The sequence below is a fragment of the Bacillus sp. BD59S genome (genome assembly GCF_007363175.1).
Lineage (GTDB): Bacteria > Bacillota > Bacilli > Bacillales > Bacillaceae_G > Bacillus_A > Bacillus_A pacificus.
Genome location: NZ_CP034686.1, coordinates 4929058 through 4952390 on the forward strand (window position 1 = coordinate 4929058; position 23333 = coordinate 4952390).

A 23333-nucleotide genomic window follows, 5' to 3' on the forward strand; every position below is an offset into this window, starting at 1 on the left:
TAATTCACCTCTCTTCCCTGCTCTTATACTCTAAATAAAGAAAATCTATGATCATGACAAGGTATCCTGTCAGCAATCCTACACCTAAGCCCCACATCGCAATTAACTCTTGATATTTGGCTGCAAATAAAATTAATAACCCTATCGTGGCGAATCTTGAATATGTACTTACCGCTGTCGCCTTAAACTTCACGTTTTCTCCATTTGTCACGCGATCCAACAGCTTGTCTGTTCTACGTGCAATGATGCGCAAACTAAGAAAACTGAAAATCGTCCCGATAATCAGTCCAAGAAATACATCCTTGTAAGAGGTGAATCCCCATCCTAGCACTAGAAGCGCAAGCAAGTAGTACATATATTTCTTTTGTCTTTGGACAAGTCCATGTACGTCTATCATCATTGCTCTCCCGAATAGTAATGTCGAATGAGTCGAATCATTGCGTATACCCCTGTTCCTAATCCGAGTAATAACCCTATAATAAGAAACAATGGAAACGTTCCAACCTTATTATCAATCCACTGCCCACCAAAGATCCCAACAAGAATAGAACCGACTAACTGAGCAAGAATACCTGACATTAAAGCATAAGCTTTTATATGGCTGCGATCGTTTTTTTGCAAGGATTCATCCCTCCAATATGTAACCCTCATTCACGATGTGTTAATAATAACTCATTTTTTTGCATAAATCCTATACAAAATAAAAAGTTTACATTTTCGTCACGGAATAGATGTATTTTTGTCACTGAAAGCCCTACCATCTATCCCCGTTGTTAGCATACAATAGGGTATTAACAGTGTCAACGAGAAATCGTAAAAAATCAAAAAATTTGAGTATTAGTCATTTCCTCCCAAAAATGAAAACGTTCCCCTTCTAAATACTGGTTAGAGATATGCAATTTCTAACAGTTTTCTCTTTATAATAGAAGGAAATGTTCACAAGTTTGTCACTATTATATTTTTACGATATAACGCTTTCCTTCCATAATATAGTGCTCTTTAGACGTAAGACTTCTATATTATATGTGATGTGTATGCAACTTATGTTGTATATACTATGTATATTTATCCTCTCCCCTCCCCTACTTGCTTACATCAAAAAAAGACGAGCCGAGGAATCCCCCTGCTCGTCAGTTGTCTTACTTCGTTCCGAATAAACGGTCACCAGCATCACCAAGACCTGGTACTACATATCCGTGGTCATTTAATTTCTCATCTAATGCTGCTACATAAATATCAACATCAGGATGTTCTTCTTGTACTACTTTTACTCCTTCTGGAGCTGCAACGATACACATTAATTTAATTTGTTTTGCGCCGCGCTTTTTCAGAGAGTTAATTGCTTCAGCTGCAGAACCACCTGTTGCTAGCATCGGATCTAGTACGATAAAGTCACGCTCTTCTACATCCGTTGGAAGTTTCACATAGTATTCTACCGGTTGCAATGTTTTAGGGTCGCGGTATAAGCCAACGTGTCCTACTTTTGCTGCTGGAATTAATTTCAGAATTCCATCAACCATTCCTAAACCTGCACGTAAAATCGGAATTAAACCAAGTTTTTTACCAGCGATCACTTTTGTTGTCGCTTTGCTTACAGGCGTCTCAATTTCAATGTCTTTAAGTGGAAGGTCGCGAGTAATTTCAAAAGCCATTAAGCTTGCTACTTCGTCCACTAATTCACGAAAATCTTTCGTACCTGTATTCTTGTCGCGAATATATGTAATCTTATGTTGAATTAACGGGTGATCAAATACATACAGTTTTCCCATGTGAATCTCTCCTTTAGATGATATTCATGCGTTTGCACGCTTTTTTACACTATTTACGATTGTAAAGAAAACGCTACTAATATTCAAGGGCAAATTTGGGAAAGTCATGATTTCCGATGAATCTATCTAGTATCTTTACCAATTATGGGAGCTGTATCCTTCATTATATCGCCAAAATTTATTCATCATTTGTATACATACTTAAAGAACAATATATGTCCACAAAAAAGACTGCTAAAACAATTACGTCTCAGCAGCCTTCTTCAATCTATTATAGACCTGTGTACATTGGGAATTTGCTCGTTAACGCTTCTACACGCTTACGTGCTTCTTCTAATGCAGCTTCATTTTCATGATTTTTTAATGTGTAAGCAATAAGTGACGCAATTTCATCCATTTCTTCTAAACCGAAACCACGAGATGTTACAGCTGCTGTACCGATACGTACACCACTTGTTACAAATGGGCTTGCTGTTTCAAATGGAATTGTATTTTTGTTCACTGTAATACCAACTTCGTCTAATACGTGCTCTGCTACTTTACCTGTGATTTCTAGGTTACGAACATCAATTAAGATTAAGTGATTGTCTGTTCCGCCAGAAACAAGTGTTAGTCCTTCTTTTTGAAGACCTTCAGCTAAGCGGTTCGCATTGTTAATGATATTTTGTGCATATGTTTTGAAATCATCTTGAAGTGCCTCACCAAACGCAACAGCTTTTGCAGCGATTACGTGCATAAGTGGACCACCTTGAATACCAGGGAAGATTGATTTATCAATTTGTTTTGCAAATTGCTCTTCACATAAAATCATACCACCACGTGGACCACGTAATGTTTTATGTGTTGTTGTTGTAACGAAATGTGCATGTGGCACTGGATTTGGATGTAAACCAGCCGCTACTAAACCTGCGATATGTGCCATATCAACCATTAAGTATGCGCCCACTTCATCTGCAATCTCACGGAATCGTTTGAAATCGATAACACGAGGGTATGCACTTGCACCTGCAACGATTAATTTTGGTTTATGTTCTTTCGCTTTTGCTAATACATCATCATAATTAATACGGTGAGATTCAGCATCCACGCCATATTCTACGAAATTATATTGTACTCCACTGAAGTTAACAGGGCTTCCGTGTGTTAAGTGACCACCATGAGATAAATTCATACCAAGTACTGTATCGCCTTGCTCTAAAATCGTGAAGTATACTGCCATGTTCGCTTGTGCACCAGAATGCGGTTGAACATTTACGTGCTCTGCGCCGAAAATTTCTTTCACGCGATCACGTGCGATATCTTCTACTACGTCTACGTGTTCACAACCACCATAGTAACGTTTCCCAGGATACCCTTCAGCATACTTATTCGTTAAAACAGAACCTTGCGCCTCCATTACTGCTTCACTTACGAAGTTTTCCGAAGCAATTAACTCAATCTTCGAACGCTGTCTTCCTAGTTCTGCCTCAATTGCAGCAAATACCTTTTCATCTTGACGTTTTAAATGATCCACCAAAATCCCCCTTTTCTGAACGAATTACATCGATTCCCAACAGTTTTTTCTTATTTATTCAGAAAAAACGAAAATTCAGGTTGTAATTCTTTCGAACCTTCATGTTTTCAACTACATTCTAACATGACTTTCTATATCATAAAAGAAAAAAAAGACCGAAAATCGGTCTTTTCTTTCTTCTATGATAAAGTCAGACAACATACCTTATTCGTAACTTTAACGGCAAGTGATAGTCTCTTCCTTCGCCACATAAACAGCACGTGCTCCACCAATTAGTTTTCCACGTGTTGTTGCCATCGTTACATGTGCACTTCCAATTTCCTTCACACTAGTACGAACCGGAACAGCTACGTGCTTTAAATGCATACCGATAAATGTATCACCAATATCCATTCCCGCATCTGCTTTAATAAACTCAATTACTACCGGATCTTTCAAATTGTGATAAGCATATGTTGCTAATGCACCACCTGCTGATCTAACAGGCGTAACTGTTACAATTTCAAATTGATATTTCATCGCCAACTCTTTCTCAACTACTAAAGCACGGTTTAAATGCTCACAACATTGAAACGCCAACTCAATACCTGTTTGCTCTTGAAATTGTTTTAACTCAGAAAAAATCGCCTCTGCTACTTCCATCGTTCCTGATGTCCCAATTCTTTCTCCTAGCACTTCGCTCGTACTACATCCCACTACAAAAATTTGACCACTTTGTAATGAAGCTTGTTCTTGGAAATCAGAAAGCGAAATTTGTAGCTGTTCTCTTACCTTTACGATTTCTGTCATTACGCCTCTTCCTTTCACAGGTTGGTTCACCAAATTATATTTCCTACTGCTTCTAGTTAGAATCTATTACTTTGCTTCGTATGTTTTAATTTTTCCTACGCGGTTTTCATGACGGCCACCTTCAAATTCAGTTGTTAACCAAATTTTTGCGATGTCACGTGCTAGACCAGCACCAATTACACGCTCACCCATTGCTAACATGTTTGTATCGTTATGCTCTCTCGTTGCTCTCGCACTGAAAGTATCATGAACTAACGCACAACGAATACCATTTACTTTGTTTGCAGCAATTGACATACCGATGCCTGTCCCACAAACTAAAATACCACGGTCTACTTCGCCATTCGCTACCATTTCAGCCGCTGGAAACGCAAAATCAGGGTAATCAACAGAACCAGCTTCACATTCACAACCTAAATCAATATATTCAATATTTAACTCTTCTAATAAGCTTACAAGTTCTTTACGGATATTCATACCGCCGTGATCAGATGCTACTACTACTTTCATTTTTACCCCTCCAAAGTTTCAATCCATTATCTTCATTTCTCACTTGATCCTTTAATGGGACGAAGTGATCTCCAATATCGTATTATACACGAAACATCAACCTTCTGAATGTTTTTTCAGTAAAGTTTGTACAAGTTTTTCCATCTCTTCTAACGTTTCTTTATAAATAGAAAGAGAGCCGCCGAATGGATCTGAAATATCCTTACCCATCCCCTCAGTTACTCCATATAATGTATCTACTTTCCCTTCAACACTCGGATAATGCCCAAGGATAATTTGCTTATGGTTTTCCGTCATTGTTACTACAATATCTGCCCAATCAATTAAGGCTTCGTTTACCTGCTGCGAAGCATGATCGATTGCAATTCCCTTTTCAGCTAAAGCTTCCTTTGCATGTACCGACGCATCACTTCCAGGATAGGCGAAAACACCAGCAGATTGCACTTCAAACTTACCTTCCCCATAATGGCGCAGTAACGCCTCAGCCATCGGACTACGGCATGTATTTCCAGTGCAAACAAATAATACTCGTTTCATCTAAACCCACCCCTTTTCTCTATTTCCTACCATTTATCATATCGTACATTACAATAGAACAAAAGAAATGTGAATATACGAAAGGCGCATTTCTCTTATATTTTTTCTAAGAAAAATGCGCCTTATCCACATATATGTGAAACCCTATTTCCAAGTGCCCAAAGTATTTTACCATATATAAGGAACAGACTACAAAACAAAATAAGGAATCCATTTCATACGAAACGGATTCCTTTCATGTGATAATTATTTCATTGTAACTTTCATTACTTCTGTTGAACCTTTTGTAGCAGTTACACCTACAGTTGTCTTAATAGACTCAGCTGCATCTGTGTTTGTAATAACGATTGGAGTAATTGTGCTTTTCGCTTTTTCACGAATTAATTCTAAGTCGAATGAGATTAATTTATCTCCAGCTTTTACAGCTTGTCCTTCAGAAACGTGAGCTTCGAAACCTTCACCTTCCATTTTTACAGTTTCTAATCCAACGTGGATTAAAATTTCTGTACCGTTTTTCGCTTTAATTCCAATTGCATGTTTCGTGTGGAATAATTGTACGATTTCGCCATCAACTGGAGATACAACTACACCTTCGGTAGGATCGATTGCAACACCGTCACCCATCATACGACCAGCGAATACTGGATCTGGTACTTCTTCAATATTTTTCACTGCTCCAGTTAATGGAGCTACGATTGTTTCTTCATTTGTTTTTGAACCAAGACCGAATAATTTTTTAAACATAGGATAGTCCTCCTTATAATTTACCTAAAAGTTTATAGGGCAATCTCTATTAAAGATCAGAATAAACGTAAGACCTCATACTTCGAATATTATACTGTAAAAACGCTTTCGAAATAAATTACGTCATTACTACTAGACTCTTATTGTAGCGTCTCACAAAATTCCAGTCAATTCTGATTGTCTGAATAACAATAAGAAGTTAACTTCTACTTATATTTTCTCTTTTTTTACCTAACTTGTCTAGAGGTCTTTACTACATTTTATTTTTTGTTGTTAATTTGTAAAATTTTTTTCAAACTTTTTTCGAAATCGACTTGACTAAAGTAAGTAACTATTTTATTATTACTTACGTAAGGTAAGTTAATAACTTTTAGGAGGTTTTCAAAAATGATGGATTTCGGTCTTCTTATTATTCGTCTTATTATAGGTATTACATTCATGGGTCATGGTGCTCAAAAATTATTTGGTTGGTTCGGCGGTTACGGTTTAAAAGGAACAGGTGGCTGGATGGAATCAATTGGTTTACGCCCTGGTGTATTTATGGCATTTATGGCTGGCGCAACTGAATTATTAGGTGGTTTCTTATTCGCATCAGGTATTTTCATTGTAGTTGGTTCATTATTTATCGTTGGAACAATGTTAATGGCGATCTTCACTGTTCACGGAAAAAATGGTTACTGGGTAACACAAAACGGATATGAATATAACTTAATGTTAATCGCCGTTGCTATCGGTGTAGCTTTAATCGGTCCTGGCGCATACGTTTTACTATAATTTTTATCTTGAATTCGAGATTATTTAGGTGGAACTTACTTCATTATGGTTGAAGTAAGTTCTTTTTATGTAATAAAAATATTATTTTCAGCAGGAGTTTTCCACTAACATCTTGTAAACAAACAATAAGTCGTCATATTTAGAAAGGGGATTTCAATCATGTTATCCATTAATCCAAATGAACAATCGGAAAAAGAGAATTACAAATTATTAACGGGAAGTATCATCCCACGCCCTGTCGCATTTGTTACTTCTGTAACAAAAGACGGCGTATTAAACGGCGCACCATATAGTTATTTCAATATTGTCGCTGCTAATCCACCACTGATTTCAGTTTCTGTACAACGAAAAGCTGGAGAAAGAAAAGACACTTCCCGAAACGCAATTGAAAAAGGGGAATTTGTCGTACATATCTCTGATGAATCATACGTAGCGGCAATTAACGAAACAGCAGCTAATCTCCCTCCAAATGAAAGTGAAATTGAACTAGCAAAATTAACACCAATTGAAAGTGATGTCATCTCCGTTCCAGGTGTAAAAGAAGCAAATATTCGAATGGAATGCGTACTAGAACGTGCAATCCCTCTCGGCGGAACAGAAGACTCACCGGCTTGCGATCTACTAATCGGACGCGTCGTTCGTTTCCACGTCGCAGAACACCTATACGAAAATGGACGCATTCATGCAGAAGGACTAAAACCAGTAAGCCGCCTAGCAGGACACAACTACGCAAAACTAGGAGAACAATTTGAATTAGTGAGGCCAGTTTAAAAGTGGAAGGGGCTCGTTTAGCTCTGACCAGCTAAGGTTCTCTCGCACAAAAGGTGCTTTTTACCTTTAGTGCGGGAGGTTCTTAGATGCGAAGAGCTGGCCACTGGAACTGGATAATATCTAAAAGCGGAAGCGGCTCGCCCAGAATGGGAGGCGGATGGAGCTTCTGACGTAGAGGCGCTTTTTGCCTCGCAGGAAGACGCGAAGCCACCGACCATTCTAGCCGCTGGAGCTAGATAATATCTAAAAGTAAAGGCGGCTCGATTCCTTCCATCACTTAAACATAAAAATCCCCTGCTAAATAGCAGGGGATTTTATCATTGTAATTCTTCCTTTTTTTCCTCTAAATTCGGGAATTTCTCTTTTTTCGGTTTCCCAAGCTTAATTACGAAGAAGTAAAGGGAAAGCAATGTAATAAGAAAAACAATTAAAAACGGGTATGGAGAATAAAAAGCACGCGCTGCCTCCGTTTTCCCCGCAACAAACTTCAATGACTCAATATCTAAAAACTCAGCAAACATTTGTACACCGAGCATACTAAACCAAAAAACAAAAAAACTAATAATAACACCAAAAACTTGCTTCAACCTCGTCATCCATCTCATCCTTTCTATATTGTAATTTTTTAGCGCAATCAGTATAGTACAAACAAAACTATGCATAGAAAGGAACTATCTTATCATTCGCGAATTAATTTAATCCAACCTAAAATTGAAATTTGTAAAATAACACCCCAAATAATAAGCAGCCGTAACCATCTCGGAAAAAAAGTTACAAATCGAATATACCATTCCAATAACGTGTTCATAACGCCCTCCCCCTTAAAATTATATAGGAAAAAGGAGATATAACCCAAATCCAACCAAAATGATACCACCTACTATCTCACCATATGTACCGAGCATACCTTTCGCATGCCTACCAATGAATAAACCAACCCACGCTAATAACATACTAACAAATCCAAAGAGTAATATCGTAATAATTGTCTGTGCACCGTAAATACCAAGGCTAAGCCCTACTGAAAAACTATCTATACTAACACCAAATGCAAATACAAATAAACTAATTCCAATAGGGGCTGTTCTAGTTTCTTCATTCTCTAAAATAGAGGAATACACAATATAAAATCCTAATCCTATTAATAAAATAGCACCAGCAAAATGTGCAATGTCTCCATACTGCTCTGATAAAAAACGACCTAATACCATCCCTATAAATGGCATGATAATATGAAATATCCCTATCGTCACACCGATATACAGGATTTGTCTTATCTTTAAGGTCATCATTCCCATACCAAGACTCACCGAAAACGCATCCATCCCTAAGGCGAACGCCATAATTATTAAAGGTATTATCTGTTCAAGCGTCATTCATGTCCCTCCTCGGACGTGCTACTTCAAAATATGCTTATCCGAGGAGAAATATTCTGTTTGCTAATCATACCTTATGATTCAGTAATAATTTGATGTCCTGCCGCTTTTGTTAAACGATTCATAATGGCATTCCCTATCCCTTCATTCGGGAATGATTCACTAAAAATAACATCCACTTCACTTGCATCAAATGTTCTAAGTACATCATATAATTTAGTCGCAACGCTAGCTAAATCACTTCGAACACCACAAGATAATACAACATCCGCGCTATATACATGCTGATACTCTTCTGTCGTTAATACACCGACTTTGAATCCTTCTTCCTTTTTCTTATCCACAATAAGCTGAATAAATTCACGTGAACCTTCAACAATACTCAGTGGAGCTTTCGGTGCATAATGTGTATATTTCATTCCAGGTGATTTAGGTTTTTCCTTCTCATCCTTTAGAGCCGGATCTAAAGAAACCGTGCCAATCACCGCTTCCAATTGTTCTTTCGTAATCCCACCTGGGCGTAATATCGTTGGAACAGCGCTCGTACAATCAATTACAGTCGATTCAACACCGACTCCTGTTGCACCACCATCTACAATACCTGCGATTTTCTCATTTAAATCTTCATATACGTGAGATGCTAACGTCGGGCTTGGACGACCTGAACGATTCGCACTTGGTGCTGCAACAGGTACATTTGCCTCTTCAATAAGAGCAAGAGCTACTGGATGATCAGGCATTCTTACTCCAACCGTATTAAGTCCTGCCGTTACCTTCTCTGAAATTCCTTCTTTTCTAGGTAAAATGATTGTTAAAGGGCCCGGCCAAAAATGCTCCATTAACGTTTCTGCAACTGGCGGAATTTCCTTCACAATCCCATCTAACTGCGATTTTGTACCGATGTGGACAATAAGTGGATTATCACTCGGTCTTCCTTTCGCCTCAAAAATTTTCGCAATCGCTTCATCATTCATCGCGTTTGCACCTAGTCCATATACCGTTTCTGTAGGGAAGGCAATCGCCTCATTTTCCCTTAATAATTTTGCTGCTTCTTGTAACTGTGGATAATATTTTTTTCTTTCCACAACATTATCCACAACCCACATATTTGTATGCATTTTTTCCCACGTCCTTTTCTACCCTGAAATACTTGTCTATTTTTAGTTTACTATGAGATTTATCCAAAAGACAAACAAGGTTTATCCACAAAATGTGGATAAACCTAATTAATCCGTGGATAACTTTGTGAATAGCTGACAATTTAGTATTATTGCATTTGGCTCTTTTATATTTTTACAAAAGTGTTCTAACTGTTGAATTCCCTCTGGTACGTCCTCTTTCTCTATAGTAACAAAGTCAAAAAACTGAAAGATTGTTATAGATTGTGGATGATTTGTTAGTAAGTACAATTGTCGAATATTTTTTTCTTTCATATACTGCAAAAACATTTCAAAAAAATATAAGAAAGTCTGTTTATCCACATTAGGTGTGAATAAACAAGAACGAATAAGTGCGTTTTCTTCACTTTGTTCATATCCGATGACTGCCCGTATTTCTTCCGCCTCTTCCAAAATCATAAACTGTGCGTACAACTCATTTATTTTATCATCTTTTTTATTAGCTTGTCCGAAAAAAGAATGCAATCTTTCCACATCTGCCTTCGTCGCAAAATATACCTTCTTCATAATAAATCCCTCCTCTTTTTTATATATGAGAAGGGATTTATGAATAGTACTATTTAGAGAATAAAGATGTAAAAGCTTCTACAATAAATAACTTAACTTCTGGCTTTTCTTCTTCCTCCTCTACTTTTACATACTCATTTCGCTTTTCTTGTTTTTGTTCCACAGTTTTCTCCACTTTTTCCACAGTTTTTGTTTCCTCTTTACTTACAGGTTGTTCTTCTACTTTCGTTTCATTTTTTACTACTTTCTTTTCAGAAGCTGTTACTTTTTTTGCAACTTCCTGCTTTACAACTTTCTTTCCCTTCACCTCATCCCCTTTTTTCTCTTCTGCATTTACTACTTCTTCATCATCTATTTGTTTCACTTGCTCCTCTTCAGGAGATTCAGCCTTCACAACATGTTCTTCTTTCCTTACAGCTGTACCACTTGAAAAATCTAAGAAACACATCGGTGGAAATAATACACACCACCAGTTTGCCCCTTCACCTTCCCCAATTGTAATTAAGACTGCTTCATATTCCCCTGCCGGATAAATAAAATTCCCATATACCTTTGTAGGAAACTTTACATTTTTACTGAATTTCACTTGAAATGAATCTTTACTTCCTTCTTTTTTCAACGTATTTGCTACTGTTTTTTCGATTTCTGGAATATGACTTTGAATGACCTTGCGTGCCTCTTCAAATGAAGTTAAATCAGCTACCCATCCATCAATTTGTGCTTTTACCTCATCACGCACTTTGCGCTTTAACGCCTGGTCTTTATCTGAATCACTATTTGCTAAAATCCGTAATCGAACGGCCTCTTTCGGAATAACTGAAGGCCCTTTTGCATCAGCTTTCATATATCCAAACTGCACAAGTAACTGTGCACCAATTAATAATAGAAGAAGATAAGCAATAACTTGTTTTTTCATTTCCTCCACCGTCCCTTCTACAAACAGTGTGGACAGACTTTCATCTTTCTAAACTATTAAATTCAAAATCTATATGAATTTTTCCACAAAAAAATAGAGTAAGGTGTGAACCTTACTCCATCTCCGCAAATACCATACGATCTTTTCCATTAATATCAAAAACAACCTCAACATGAGCATGTGGAAATGCTTGTTGTAACAGCCCTTTCACGTCCTCGCCTTGCCCTACTCCAATTTCAAATGCGACAATTGCTTTCTTCTGCAACACATTCGGCAACTCTTCCATAAAGCGGCGATAGAAATCTAATCCGTCTTCACCACCAACAAGCGCTCTCTTTGGCTCATGCTCTTTCACCACGGGAGAAAGACCACGCCAATCTTCTTCCGGTATATATGGAGGATTTGAAACAACAACATCTAACTTTTGACCCGTTTCATAAAATGGTGATAATAAATCACCGTGATAGAACGTTACTTCTGCGCCCAAAGTTTTCGCATTTTCTTTTGCAACTTCAATCGACTCCCGCGCAATATCTACCGTATACACATGAATATTTTTATTTTCTAAAGCAAGCGTAATCGAAATCGCTCCGCTACCTGTACCGATATCTGCTACATGTAGTTTCTCATCACCAAAATGACGCTCGATTCTTTCTAACACTCCTACTATAAGCTCTTCTGTTTCCGGTCTTGGTATTAATACTTCTTCATTCACAAAGAACGATCTTCCATAAAACATTTCATGACCAATCATATATTGAATTGGAGTACCTTCTACATGCTTGTGGATAAACTCTGTAAAACTTTTTTCTTGTTCCGCAGTTATTTCTTCACGCATATTCATGAGCATTCCGGTTCTGTTCGTCTTTAATACATGACAAAGGACAATTTCTCCCGCATTTTCATCTCGTCCATTTTCCTGTAAAAAAGAAGAAGCCCATTTCAGGGCTTCATAGACACGCATTACTCAGCTGCCTCCATCCTTTGAGCCTGATCTTCCATTACTAAGGCATTGATGAAATCATCTAACTTACCTTGTAAGATTTGATCTAACTTTTGAATCGTTAAACCGATTCGATGGTCTGTAACACGGTTTTGCGGGAAGTTATACGTACGAATACGCTCTGAACGATCACCCGTACCAACAGCTTGTTTACGGTTTTGATCATACTCAGCTTGTGCTTCTTGTCTAAACTTATCATAAACACGTGCGCGTAATACTTTCATCGCTTTTTCTTTATTCTTAATTTGTGATTTCTCATCCTGACATGATACAACTACACCAGTCGGTAAATGCGTTAAACGTACCGCTGACATCGTTGTGTTAACGCTCTGTCCACCAGGTCCACTAGAAGCGAATGTATCAACACGAACATCTTTCTCATGAATATCAATTTCTACTTCTTCTGCCTCTGGTAATACAGCTACAGTTGCTGTAGATGTATGGATACGTCCACCAGATTCCGTTTCAGGAACACGTTGTACACGGTGAGCGCCATTCTCGAATTTCAGCTTCGCGAAAGCACCTTTACCGTTAATCATAAAGATAATCTCTTTATATCCACCTAACTCTGTATAGCTAGCCTCGATAATCTCCGTTTTCCAACCTTGCACCTCAGCGTAACGGCTATACATACGGTATAAGTCACCAGCAAATAAAGCGGCCTCGTCGCCACCAGCAGCTCCACGAACCTCAACGATAACGTTCTTATCATCGTTAGGGTCTTTTGGTACAAGTAAAATTTTCAGACGCTCTGATAATGTTTTTTCTTGTGATTCTAACTCAGAAACCTCTTCTTTTACCATTTCACGCATTTCTGCGTCTAACTTATCTTCTAACATTGCTTTCGCATCTTTTAATTGCTCACGAACATCTTTATACTCACGATACACCTCTACCGTTTCCTGTATATCAGACTGTTCCTTTGAATATTCACGAAGCTTATTTGTATCGCTAATAACTTCTGGGTCACTTAACAATTCATTTAACTTTTCATAACGATTTTCTACAGCTTGCAAACGATCTAACACATCATTCACCTCTACATCCTAGTATCTAATACAAATAGTATATGGTACTTACTCAAAAAAACGCAAATTATATTTAAAAGTGGAGGTGGCTCGTCCAGCTCTGACCAGCTAAGGTTCTCTCGCACAAAAGGTGCTTTTTACCTTTCGTGCGGGAGGTTCTTAGATGCGAAGAGCTAGCCACCGGAACTAGATATATTTAAAAGCGTAAGCGGCTCACACTCTCTATTCTGAAAAAAACCCGCCTTGCACAGCGAGTTTACTTATCTTTGTTTTGTAGGAACTGCATGACAATGACGACAGCGTGGTTCATACGATTCTGAAGCACCAACTAAAATAATTGGATCATCAAATGCCGCTGGTTCTCCATCAATTAATCGTTGTGTACGACTTGCCGGAGATCCACATGCAGAACATACTGCTTGTAATTTTGTTACATGTTCAGCAATCGCCATCAGCTGAGGAACTTGTCCAAATGGTAGACCACGGAAATCTTGGTCTAAACCAGCTACAATGACACGATAGCCACGATTTGCCAATACTTGCACCACTTCCACAATGTCCCCATCAAAGAATTGCACCTCATCGATTGCAATTACATCCATTTCTTCAGTGATATGTTCAAATATATCTTTTGAAGCTGAAACAGGAACTGCTTTTACCTTTAATCCGTTATGTGATACAACATCTTCTTCACTATAGCGATTATCAATACATGGTTTAAATACAATTGCATGTTGTTTCGCAAATTGCGTACGACGCACACGGCGGATAAGCTCTTCTGATTTACCAGAAAACATACTACCGCAAATCACTTCAATCCAACCGTTCTGATTTATTAAGTACATGAAGCTCTCCTTTCATCTACTTTTTAATTAAAAGTAGGGTAAAGGTATAATATTTTCGCAAAAAAAACAGACAAGCGAATAGATACACTTGCCTGTTTTATGTTTTTATTACTTAAGACCGTATTTCTTATTGAAGCGGTCAACGCGTCCGTCTGCAGTAGCAAACTTCTGACGTCCAGTGTAGAATGGGTGAGAATCAGAACTGATCTCAACTTTTAGTAATGGATAAGTGTTACCATCTTCCCACTCAACAGTTTCGTTAGATCCTCTAGTAGATCCGCTTAAGAATTTGAAGCCTGTGTTTGTGTCCATGAATACAACTTTCTTGTAATCTGGGTGAATTCCTGCTTTCATTCTTTTCATCTCCTTCCGCCCTGAATCATTTTCGAAACAGAGTTTTTCATCTTCAGCTGCATACACAACTATATTGATGAAACACATATGATGAAATTATAACAAGGCTAACTTCATTTTGCAACTACCTGTTTTTGTCTTTTTAAATTAAAAGTGGAGACGGCTCGTTCAGCTCTGACCAGCTAAGGTTCTCTCGCACAAAGGTGCTTTTTACCTTTCGGGCGGAAGGTTCTTAGACACGAAGAGCTAGTCGTCGGAACTAGATACAATTTAAAAGCAGAAGCGGCTCGCTCAGAATCGCAGGGCATTGGAACTCTCGACCTTGAAGCGCTCTTTACTTCGAGCGAGAGAGTGAAATGACCGGAGATTCTAGCTACTGGAGCTGGATATTATCTTAAAGTGGAGGCAACTCATCCAGCTAGAACCAACTAATGCCCTTCCACTCATCTTTCTTTAACATCACCTAAAAAACATAAAAAAACTCGCTTACCATAAAATAAGCGAGTCCCAATCTTTTCCCTTTACTTCGTTGTTACATATCTTTTCGAATCTGCAACAATATTTTGTAAAAATTCTTCATTTGTCTTTGTTTGACGAAGTTTACGTAAGAAACCTTCAACAAAGTCTGGTGTATCACGCATTGTTTTACGAATACCCCACAGCTTGTCTAAATGTTCTTTCGGAATTAATAGATCCTCTTTACGTGTACCAGAACGGCGAATATCAATTGCCGGGAAGATACGACGCTCAGCTAATGAACGATCTAAGTGAAGTTCCATATTTCCAGTTCCTTTAAATTCTTCGTAAATTACATCGTCCATACGAGATCCTGTATCAACAAGAGCTGTTGCTAAAATTGTTAAGCTACCGCCTTCTTCAATATTACGTGCAGCTCCAAAGAAACGCTTCGGTCTATGGAAGGCAGCTGGGTCGATACCACCCGATAATGTTCTACCACTTGGCGGAATAACAAGATTGTAAGCTCGCGCTAAACGGGTAATACTATCCATTAAAATGATAACATCTTTTTTGTGCTCTACAAGACGCATTGCACGTTCTAACACAAGTTCCGCTACTTTAATATGATTTTCTGGTACTTCATCAAAAGTAGAGCTTACAACATCTCCTTTAACAGAACGTTCAATATCTGTTACTTCCTCTGGACGCTCATCAATTAAAAGGACAATTAATTCAGCTTCCGGATGATTTGTTGTAACACTGTGTGCGATTTCTTTTAATAGACTAGTTTTACCAGCCTTTGGAGGCGCGACAATTAAACCACGTTGTCCAAATCCAACTGGTGCAATTAAATCCATGATGCGTGTCGGTAACTTTTTCGGTTCCGTTTCCAATTTCATTTGGCGATCTGGGTATAATGGTGTTAATGCAGGGAAATGCACACGCTCTTTTGCTGACTCTGGATCATCTCCGTTTACAGCTTCAACTTGTAATAATCCAAAATAGCGTTCATTTTCTTTCGGAGGTCGTACTTTACCAGAAACTTTGTCTCCATTACGTAAATCGAAACGACGAATTTGCGAAGCTGAGATATAAATATCTTCTGAGCTTGGAGAGTAGTTGATAGGACGTAGGAATCCAAATCCTTCTGATTGAATAATTTCTAATACGCCTTCCATGAAGAAGAAACCTTCTTTTTCTGCTCGAGCTTTTAAAATGGCGAAGATTAACTCTTTTTTCGTTAATTTGCTATAATACGAAATTTTAAATTCTTTCGCAAGCTCGTATAACTCTTTTAATTTCATGTTTTCTAATGCTGCAATTGACAAATTCATTCAGACACCACACTTTAACGTTATTCTCTTTTCACATGGGTAAAGGGAAAAAATACGGAAGGCAAATAATTAATAATGAAAGGCAATAAGTTCAAGTAGGGTAATATTCACTATTGTAACCCTTTTATCTAGTTTTAATCAATACGTTGAAACACAAATACAAGAAGCGAAGACAAGAAAATTTGTCTTCGCTTTTTATTTAATCTAGTTTCATCAGCTAGAATCTCCGGTCATTTCAATCTCTCACTCGAAGTAAAGAGCGCTTCAAGGTCGAGAGCTCCAAATAGCCTGCGATTCTGAACGAGCCGCTTACACTTTTTATTTAATAACCAAGTTCGGTTTTTTATTCAAGCTGTGACGTCCGTCTACGAAGCGTACTGTGCCTGATTTCGCACGCATAACAAGAGATTGTGTTGTTCCTACGCTACCTTTAAATTGAACGCCGCGTAATAGTTCTCCGTCTGTTACGCCTGTTGCTGCGAAGATTGCATCGTCACCTTTTACTAAGTCCTCCATGCGAAGGATGCGGTTGATGTCGTCTATGCCCATCTTTTTGCAACGCGCCAATTCAGCGTCGTTTTGTGGTAATAATTTCCCGTGAATTTCTCCACCTAAACATTTTAATGCAACTGCTGCTAACACACCCTCAGGCGCACCACCAGAGCCGAATAAAATATCTACACCTGTACGATCAAATGCGGTGTTGATTGCGCCAGCTACGTCTCCATCATTAATCAATTTAATGCGAGCACCAGCTTTACGAATTTCTTCAATAATTGCTTGATGACGTGGACGGTTTAAAACTGTCGCTACAACATCTTCAATATCTTTGTTTTTCGCTTTCGCAACTGCACGTAAGTTATCGATAATAGGCGCATCAATATCGACCGCCCCAACCGCTTCTGGGCCAACCGCGATTTTATCCATGTACATGTCAGGAGCATGTAACAAATTACCGTGATCTGCAATTGCAATAACAGCAAGAGCATTCCATCCACCAGCTGCTACAATGTTTGTCCCTTCTAAAGGATCAACTGCAACGTCTACACGCGGACCATATCCTGTACCTAATTTTTCTCCGATATATAACATTGGTGCTTCATCCATTTCACCTTCACCAATTACAACTGTACCTTTCATCGGAATTGTATCAAATACATCACGCATAGCTGATGTTGCTGCACCGTCTGCCTCATCCTTTTTCCCGCGTCCCATCCAACGCGCTGATGATAAAGCTGCAGCCTCTGTTACACGTACTAACTCCATAGATAAACTTCTTTCCACGATAATCCCTCTCCTTTAAGCCTTTATATTTCTGCCGTATTTTGTGAACCGTGTTTTTCTATAAAGTGTACTTCCGCAAGTAGTGATGCTTCGCTTCCCCCTCGCGGAAGTATCACTTATGCGTTCTTCATTTCTTCAATTTCTTGCTTTGTCATTTGTTCTCGCCAAATGTTTGCACCAAGCCCTTTAAGCTTGTCTACTATATTTTCATAACCACGATCGATATGCTCAAGTCCGGTTACTTCTGTAATTCCATCCGCCATTAATCCTGCAATAACAAGGGCTGCTCCAGCTCGCAAATCACTCGCTTTCACTTTTGCACCTTGTAATAAAACAGGACCAGTTACGATAGCTGACCGACCTTCTACTTTAATTTGCGCATTCATACGACGTAATTCATCAATATGTTTAAAACGTGCGCCATAAATCGTATCCGTTACAACACCCGTTCCATGCGCCTTTGTTAAAAGTGTTGTAAACGGCTGTTGTAAATCGGTTGGGAAACCTGGATATACAAGCGTTTTTATATCAACTACTTTTAATCTTCTATCACCGTTCACTGTAATCTGGTCATCATTCGTTTCAACTTGGACACCAGCTTCTCTTAATTTTGCGGTAACTGACTCCAAATGCTGAGGAATAACATTATCAACTGTTACTTCTCCTCCTGACGCAGCACCTAAAATCATATACGTACCCGCTTCAATACGATCTGGAATGATCGTATGATGACAACCGTGCAGTGAATCCACACCATCAATTCGGATTACATCTGTACCAGCACCTTTAATACGTGCTCCCATGCTAGTTAACAGTGTAGCTACATCAATAATCTCTGGTTCTTTCGCTGCGTTTTCAATAACAGTTCTACCTTTCGCTCGTACGGCTGCTAGCATAATATTAATCGTAGCTCCTACACTAACAACATCTAAATAAATACGTGCCCCTCGTAGTTCATCTGCTCTTAAATAGATAGCACCTTGTTCATTCGTAACATGTGCACCTAACGCTTCAAACCCTTTAATATGCTGATCAATCGGCCTCGGTCCTAAGTGACATCCACCTGGAAGCCCAATAACAGCTTTTTTAAAACGGCCAAGCATCGCACCCATTAAATAATAAGAAGCACGCAATTTTTTCACTTTTCCATTTGGTAAAGGCATTGCAACCATGTTAGAAGGATCGACTACCATCTCTTCCTCCTGTCCATAAGTCACTCTCCCTCCAATTTCCTCTAGTAAGTCTCCTAACATTTTCACGTCCGAAATATTAGGGACACCACCAATAGTTACTGGAGTATCTGCTAAAATTGTCGCTGGAATTAGTGCAACGGCGCTGTTCTTTGCACCACTCACGCGAATTGTTCCATTTAAAGCTCTTCCGCCTTCAATTAGCAATTTTTCCATATTGAGCTCCCTTCTTGTGAATGTATTTACTTTCTATATTTTTATAGAAAGCTCCCCCTTAAGAATCTCAATTACTTTTCCATCCCAAAACTCAATAAATAGGAAACCATTATCTTCATTTCTCCTGTAATACAAAAAGATAAAGATTAACTATTTATCGAATTTACTTTATCAATTTAGATACGTTATCACATTTATTAATAGGACTATGCACATTATTTTCTATTTCAAAAACAAAATGATAAAATCTTTAGACTTGTTCACGCTTTCATTATACAACGAAAGGAAACCGTCTAAAAGAGTAGACGGTTTCCAAAACGGAATTTTATTCTTACGCTTTACCGTTAGAACCGAATTCGCGAATTTTACCAATAACAGTTGCTTTGATAGCGTCGCGGCCAGGTCCGATAAATTTACGAGGATCGTAAACTTCTTGATCTTTGTTTAATACTTCACGAACAGCTTTTGTAAACTCGATTTGGTTCTCAGTGTTTACGTTGATTTTTGAAGTACCTAAAGAGATAGCTTTTTCGATATCAGCAGTTGGGATACCAGTACCACCGTGTAATACTAAAGGTACGCCAGTGAAGTCACGAACTTGTTCCATTTCAGCGAATCCTAAGTTAGGCTCACCTTTGTAAGGACCGTGTACAGAACCTAAAGCTGGAGCTAGGCAATCAATACCTGTTGCTTCAACAAGGTGCTTACACTCAGCTGGGTCAGCGTAAATTACGCCTTCAGCGATTACGTCGTCTTCTTGTCCGCCAACTGTTCCAAGCTCAGCTTCAACAGATACGTTACGAGCGTGTGCGTATTCTACTACTTTTTTAGTAGTTTCTACGTTTTCTTCGAATGGGTGGTGAGAAGCGTCGATCATTACAGATGTGAAACCTGCATCGATTGCTTCTTTACATTTTTCGAAGCTTGAACCGTGGTCAAGGTGAATCGCTACAGGAACAGTGATGTTCATTTCTTCGATTAAAGCTTTAACCATAGCTACAACTGTTTTGAAACCAGTCATATGACGAGCTGCACCCTCAGATACACCTAGGATTACAGGAGATTTTTCTTCTTCCGCAGCAGCTAAGATAGCTTGAGTCCACTCTAAGTTGTTCATGTTGAATTGACCAACTGCGTATTTTCCTTCTAGTGCTTTGTTTAGCATTTCTTTCATAGAAACTAAAGGCATGGTGAATCCTCCTAAAAAACGTTTTTTGTATCCGATAAGTTCTTATCGCTGGTAGTATGACCAGAATAAGGTAAAATATGTATATCTACATACCGGACTTTTTTCTACACTCAATAGGATAACAACTTGTACTCAAAAACTCAACCGTATTCACCTGCACAATAGTCCATGTAAACGCTTTTTTCCATATTTTTTATAAAAAATTCATTTTTAAGCCTCTACAGCGAGCTCATTTCTCACTGCTTGACGAATTTCATCAATATCAAATGGTTTAGCAAAATGCATTAAAGCACCTAAATCTTTTGCTTCTTGGATCATATCAAGCTCTCCATAAGCAGTCATTAAAATCACTTTAATACTCTCATCAATTTCTTTTACATGCTTTAAAATCTCTATACCGTCCATACCTGGAATTTTCATATCTAACACAACTAAATCTGGATTATCCTTTTTCACGATATCTAAAGCTTGAAATCCATTCGCTGCTTGGAATGTCTGATAACCTTCTTTTTGGAACACTTCATGTAATAACACACGAATGCCATATTGATCATCAACGATTAAAATTTTCCCTTCCATAACTCCCAACCTTTCTGTGTAAGTACAAGATTTAAAGCTTCTTATATCTTAACGATTAATTTTCGCTATTCTTTACCAAATTCCTTCCTATTTCTTTCTTATTTTACCGTTTCCCATTTTGTTATGCCACCTTCGATTTCACCTTTCTAAAAAAATAAACTATAATGAAAGCCGGTAAACACGTACGAAGGGAGTATCATTATGTTAAAAATTTTTTCAACCCAATTAAGCGGTTATTTCTCCAGAGTTTCTCAAAAAGAGGAAATGAATATAGAAGATAGCGCCCGTCTACTTGCTCAAGCATTAGTTGGCGAAGGTTTCATTTATTTACATGGTACAAATGAAATGGAGGGCGTTGTTGCTGAAGCGCTATTCGGTGCTGAACCAATGAAGCAAGCAAAACGATTATTTGAAAATAATAAAGAAGTAGAAGTAACTTCTGCAGATCGTGTACTTCTTATCAGCCGTTTTTCAACAGATGAAGAAGTTGTAGCAATAGCAAAAAAACTTCAAGCAGATGGACACTCTATTGTCGGCATTTCTGCTATTCAAGAAGGTACTGAATCACTAGAACAATATACAGATGTACATATTGATACAAAATTGTTAAAAGGGCTTATTCCAGACGATGAAGGTAATCGCTACGGATTCCCCAGCTTAATGATAGCTTTATTTGCATATCACGGGATCAAATTTACAATCGATGAAATGTTAAATGAATATTAAAAAAAGCGCCCTATTTCAGGCGCTTTTTTTATTACTTGCTCTCTTTATTCGTAATAGATGCTCTTACGAAGTCATGGAACAATGGTTGTGGACGGTTTGGACGAGAAACAAGTTCTGGGTGGAACTGTGCTGCTACGAACCAAGGGTGATCTTTTAATTCAATGATTTCAACTAAACGGCCGTCTGGGCTTGTACCAGAGAATACAAATCCTGCTTTTTCCATATCCGGACGGAATTGATTGTTGAACTCATAACGATGACGATGACGCTCATATACAACCGGCTCATTGTAAGCATTGTAAGCATTTGTTTCTTCAGCAAGCTTACATGGGTATAGGCCAAGACGAAGTGTACCACCTAAGTCTTCTACATCTTTTTGTTCTGGTAATAAGTCGATGATTGCATAAGGTGTGTCAGGATTAATTTCAGAAGAGTTAGCTCCTTCTAATCCTAATACGTTACGTGCGAATTCGATTGATGCAAGTTGCATACCTAAGCAAATTCCTAGGAATGGAACTTTGTTTTCACGAGCATATTGAATTGCAACGATTTTACCTTCTACACCACGATCACCGAAGCCACCTGGTACAAGGATACCATCTGTGTCTCCTACTAATTCTTGTACGTTCTCTGCTGTTACGTGCTCAGCATTTACCCATTTCACTTCTACATCTGTGTCGAAAGAGTAACCTGCATGACGAAGTGCTTCTACAACAGAAATGTATGCATCTTGAAGCTCTACGTATTTACCAACAAGAGCGATTTTTGTTTTCTTAGAAAGGTTACGCACTTTTTCAACTAGCGCAGTCCACTCTGTCATATCTGCAGCTGGATTGTCTAATTTTAAGTGATCGCAAACGATTTGGTCCATATTTTGCTCTTGAAGAGATAATGGAACTGCATATAAAGTATCTGCATCGCGTGCTTCAATAACTGCTTTTGTATCAATGTCACAGAATAATGCAAGCTTGTCTTTCATATCTTGAGAAACAGGCATTTCTGTACGAACAACGATAATATTTGGTTGAATACCTAAGCTGCGAAGCTCTTTAACGCTATGTTGCGTTGGTTTTGTTTTCATTTCACCCGCTGCTTTTAAGTACGGGATTAACGTACAGTGAATGTACATTACATTGTCACGACCGATGTCGCTCTTAATTTGACGGATTGCTTCTAAGAATGGTAGAGACTCGATGTCACCAACAGTTCCACCAATTTCTGTAATAACAACGTCCGCGTTTGTTTCGCGACCAGAACGGTATACGCGCTCTTTAATTTCGTTAGTAATGTGAGGAATAACTTGAACTGTTCCTCCTAGGTATTCACCACGACGCTCTTTTTGAAGAACTGAAGAGTAAATTTTACCTGTTGTTACGTTGCTGTATTTATTTAAATTGATGTCGATGAAACGCTCATAGTGACCAAGGTCTAAGTCAGTTTCTGCACCATCATCTGTTACGAATACCTCACCGTGTTGGTATGGGCTCATAGTCCCTGGGTCTACGTTAATGTATGGATCAAACTTTTGAATCGTTACGTTTAAACCACGATTTTTTAAAAGTCTTCCAAGAGATGCTGCTGTAATACCTTTTCCTAGAGACGATACTACACCGCCTGTTACAAAAATATACTTAGTCATGAAAAAGCTCCCTTCTATTTTGCTGTTATATAATCACCGTTGCAAAGCGCAACGTATGTAGATAACACTGTATCCATCTTATTGTTAGACTCTTTTTATTTTC

28 protein-coding genes are annotated in these 23333 nt (G+C 38.3%); 3 read left to right on the forward strand and 25 right to left on the reverse strand.

What is annotated here, in order from left to right; genetic code table 11:
* Positions 1 to 4: 4 nt before the first annotated feature.
* The 9 genes from EKQ63_RS28040 to EKQ63_RS28080 all read right to left on the reverse strand — a co-directional run bounded on the left by EKQ63_RS28040 (position 5) and on the right by EKQ63_RS28080 (position 5862).
* Complete coding sequence (locus tag EKQ63_RS28040; protein ID WP_000567600.1) at positions 5 to 397, reverse strand: ATP synthase subunit I; 393 nt, start codon at positions 395 to 397, stop codon at positions 5 to 7.
* Positions 397 to 621: an AtpZ/AtpI family protein gene (locus tag EKQ63_RS28045; protein WP_001171223.1), complete on the reverse strand. Its 225-nt coding sequence runs from the start codon at positions 619 to 621 to the stop codon at positions 397 to 399. Before EKQ63_RS28045 ends, EKQ63_RS28040 begins: the two co-directional genes overlap by 1 nt.
* Positions 622 to 647: 26 nt before the next feature.
* Positions 648 to 761, reverse strand: coding sequence for a DUF4024 domain-containing protein (locus EKQ63_RS28050; RefSeq protein WP_000232961.1), 114 nt, complete (start codon positions 759 to 761; stop codon positions 648 to 650).
* Positions 762 to 1139: 378 nt separating this feature from the next.
* Positions 1140 to 1769, reverse strand: a complete 630-nt coding sequence (gene upp / locus EKQ63_RS28055; RefSeq protein WP_000517539.1) for a uracil phosphoribosyltransferase — start codon at positions 1767 to 1769, stop codon at positions 1140 to 1142.
* A 271-nt stretch (positions 1770 to 2040) separates the two neighbouring features.
* Positions 2041 to 3282, reverse strand: a complete 1242-nt coding sequence (gene glyA, locus EKQ63_RS28060; protein ID WP_140168593.1) for a serine hydroxymethyltransferase — start codon at positions 3280 to 3282, stop codon at positions 2041 to 2043.
* A gap of 216 nt (positions 3283 to 3498) precedes the next feature.
* Complete coding sequence (locus tag EKQ63_RS28065; protein ID WP_087955175.1) at positions 3499 to 4071, reverse strand: TIGR01440 family protein; 573 nt, start codon at positions 4069 to 4071, stop codon at positions 3499 to 3501.
* A 66-nt stretch (positions 4072 to 4137) separates the two neighbouring features.
* Entirely contained in the window at positions 4138 to 4581 is a 444-nt protein-coding gene (rpiB, locus tag EKQ63_RS28070) for a ribose 5-phosphate isomerase B (protein ID WP_000869919.1), read from the reverse strand.
* Between the two features lie 96 nt (positions 4582 to 4677).
* Complete coding sequence (locus tag EKQ63_RS28075) at positions 4678 to 5118, reverse strand: low molecular weight protein arginine phosphatase (RefSeq protein WP_087955176.1); 441 nt, start codon at positions 5116 to 5118, stop codon at positions 4678 to 4680.
* 246 nt (positions 5119 to 5364) lie between these two features.
* Complete coding sequence (locus EKQ63_RS28080; RefSeq protein WP_000473666.1) at positions 5365 to 5862, reverse strand: PTS sugar transporter subunit IIA; 498 nt, start codon at positions 5860 to 5862, stop codon at positions 5365 to 5367.
* 387 nt (positions 5863 to 6249) lie between these two features.
* On the opposite strand from EKQ63_RS28080, the gene EKQ63_RS28085 reads away from it, so the two are divergent.
* On the forward strand, positions 6250 to 6636 hold the full coding sequence (locus EKQ63_RS28085; protein ID WP_087955177.1) for a DoxX family protein: 387 nt from the start codon (positions 6250 to 6252) through the stop codon (positions 6634 to 6636).
* A 159-nt stretch (positions 6637 to 6795) separates the two neighbouring features.
* On the forward strand, positions 6796 to 7407 hold the full coding sequence (locus EKQ63_RS28090) for a flavin reductase family protein (RefSeq protein WP_000949041.1): 612 nt from the start codon (positions 6796 to 6798) through the stop codon (positions 7405 to 7407).
* A 317-nt stretch (positions 7408 to 7724) separates the two neighbouring features.
* Here the strand turns inward: EKQ63_RS28090 and EKQ63_RS28095 are convergent, their stop codons facing one another.
* The 15 genes from EKQ63_RS28095 to spo0F all read right to left on the reverse strand — a co-directional run bounded on the left by EKQ63_RS28095 (position 7725) and on the right by spo0F (position 20865).
* Positions 7725 to 8003 carry a DUF3935 domain-containing protein gene (locus EKQ63_RS28095; RefSeq protein WP_000197486.1) on the reverse strand — a complete coding sequence of 93 codons (279 nt, stop codon included), beginning with the start codon at positions 8001 to 8003 and terminating at the stop codon, positions 7725 to 7727.
* An 83-nt stretch (positions 8004 to 8086) separates the two neighbouring features.
* Entirely contained in the window at positions 8087 to 8215 is a 129-nt protein-coding gene (locus tag EKQ63_RS30540) for a hypothetical protein (protein WP_001094280.1), read from the reverse strand.
* Between the two features lie 19 nt (positions 8216 to 8234).
* Positions 8235 to 8783: a manganese efflux pump MntP gene (locus tag EKQ63_RS28100; protein ID WP_071725954.1), complete on the reverse strand. Its 549-nt coding sequence runs from the start codon at positions 8781 to 8783 to the stop codon at positions 8235 to 8237.
* A 74-nt stretch (positions 8784 to 8857) separates the two neighbouring features.
* Positions 8858 to 9901, reverse strand: a complete 1044-nt coding sequence (locus EKQ63_RS28105) for an L-threonylcarbamoyladenylate synthase (protein WP_048552893.1) — start codon at positions 9899 to 9901, stop codon at positions 8858 to 8860.
* A 108-nt stretch (positions 9902 to 10009) separates the two neighbouring features.
* A complete protein-coding gene (locus tag EKQ63_RS28110) occupies positions 10010 to 10468 on the reverse strand; it encodes a GNAT family N-acetyltransferase (protein WP_071725955.1) in 459 nt (152 codons plus the stop codon).
* A gap of 49 nt (positions 10469 to 10517) precedes the next feature.
* The gene (gene spoIIR / locus EKQ63_RS28115; protein ID WP_103627336.1) at positions 10518 to 11384 is read right to left on the reverse strand and encodes a stage II sporulation protein R; all 867 of its coding nucleotides are present in this window, start codon (positions 11382 to 11384) and stop codon (positions 10518 to 10520) included.
* Between the two features lie 112 nt (positions 11385 to 11496).
* On the reverse strand, positions 11497 to 12348 hold the full coding sequence (gene prmC / locus EKQ63_RS28120) for a peptide chain release factor N(5)-glutamine methyltransferase (RefSeq protein ID WP_071725956.1): 852 nt from the start codon (positions 12346 to 12348) through the stop codon (positions 11497 to 11499).
* On the reverse strand, positions 12348 to 13415 hold the full coding sequence (gene prfA / locus EKQ63_RS28125) for a peptide chain release factor 1 (RefSeq protein WP_029441082.1): 1068 nt from the start codon (positions 13413 to 13415) through the stop codon (positions 12348 to 12350). Before prfA ends, prmC begins: the two co-directional genes overlap by 1 nt.
* 260 nt (positions 13416 to 13675) lie before the next feature.
* Positions 13676 to 14260 (reverse strand): thymidine kinase, encoded by a 585-nt coding sequence (locus EKQ63_RS28130; protein WP_000280861.1) that lies wholly within the window; start codon positions 14258 to 14260, stop codon positions 13676 to 13678.
* A 108-nt stretch (positions 14261 to 14368) separates the two neighbouring features.
* Positions 14369 to 14614 carry a type B 50S ribosomal protein L31 gene (locus EKQ63_RS28135; protein ID WP_000643437.1) on the reverse strand — a complete coding sequence of 82 codons (246 nt, stop codon included), beginning with the start codon at positions 14612 to 14614 and terminating at the stop codon, positions 14369 to 14371.
* A gap of 521 nt (positions 14615 to 15135) precedes the next feature.
* Positions 15136 to 16407, reverse strand: coding sequence for a transcription termination factor Rho (rho, locus tag EKQ63_RS28140; protein WP_001053898.1), 1272 nt, complete (start codon positions 16405 to 16407; stop codon positions 15136 to 15138).
* A gap of 318 nt (positions 16408 to 16725) precedes the next feature.
* A complete protein-coding gene (gene glpX, locus EKQ63_RS28145) occupies positions 16726 to 17691 on the reverse strand; it encodes a class II fructose-bisphosphatase (RefSeq protein ID WP_000442333.1) in 966 nt (321 codons plus the stop codon).
* Between the two features lie 116 nt (positions 17692 to 17807).
* Complete coding sequence (murA, locus tag EKQ63_RS28150; protein ID WP_000413260.1) at positions 17808 to 19097, reverse strand: UDP-N-acetylglucosamine 1-carboxyvinyltransferase; 1290 nt, start codon at positions 19095 to 19097, stop codon at positions 17808 to 17810.
* Positions 19098 to 19428: 331 nt separating this feature from the next.
* Complete coding sequence (locus tag EKQ63_RS28155) at positions 19429 to 20286, reverse strand: class II fructose-bisphosphate aldolase (protein WP_001131850.1); 858 nt, start codon at positions 20284 to 20286, stop codon at positions 19429 to 19431.
* A gap of 210 nt (positions 20287 to 20496) precedes the next feature.
* Entirely contained in the window at positions 20497 to 20865 is a 369-nt protein-coding gene (gene spo0F / locus EKQ63_RS28160) for a sporulation initiation phosphotransferase Spo0F (protein WP_000398594.1), read from the reverse strand.
* Positions 20866 to 21066: 201 nt separating this feature from the next.
* On the opposite strand from spo0F, the gene EKQ63_RS28165 reads away from it, so the two are divergent.
* The gene (locus EKQ63_RS28165; RefSeq protein WP_087995309.1) at positions 21067 to 21591 is read left to right on the forward strand and encodes a DUF2529 domain-containing protein; all 525 of its coding nucleotides are present in this window, start codon (positions 21067 to 21069) and stop codon (positions 21589 to 21591) included.
* Positions 21592 to 21622: 31 nt separating this feature from the next.
* On the opposite strand, the gene pyrG is transcribed toward EKQ63_RS28165, so the two are convergent.
* Positions 21623 to 23230 (reverse strand): CTP synthase, encoded by a 1608-nt coding sequence (gene pyrG / locus EKQ63_RS28170; protein WP_000170452.1) that lies wholly within the window; start codon positions 23228 to 23230, stop codon positions 21623 to 21625.
* Positions 23231 to 23333 lie beyond the last annotated feature (103 nt).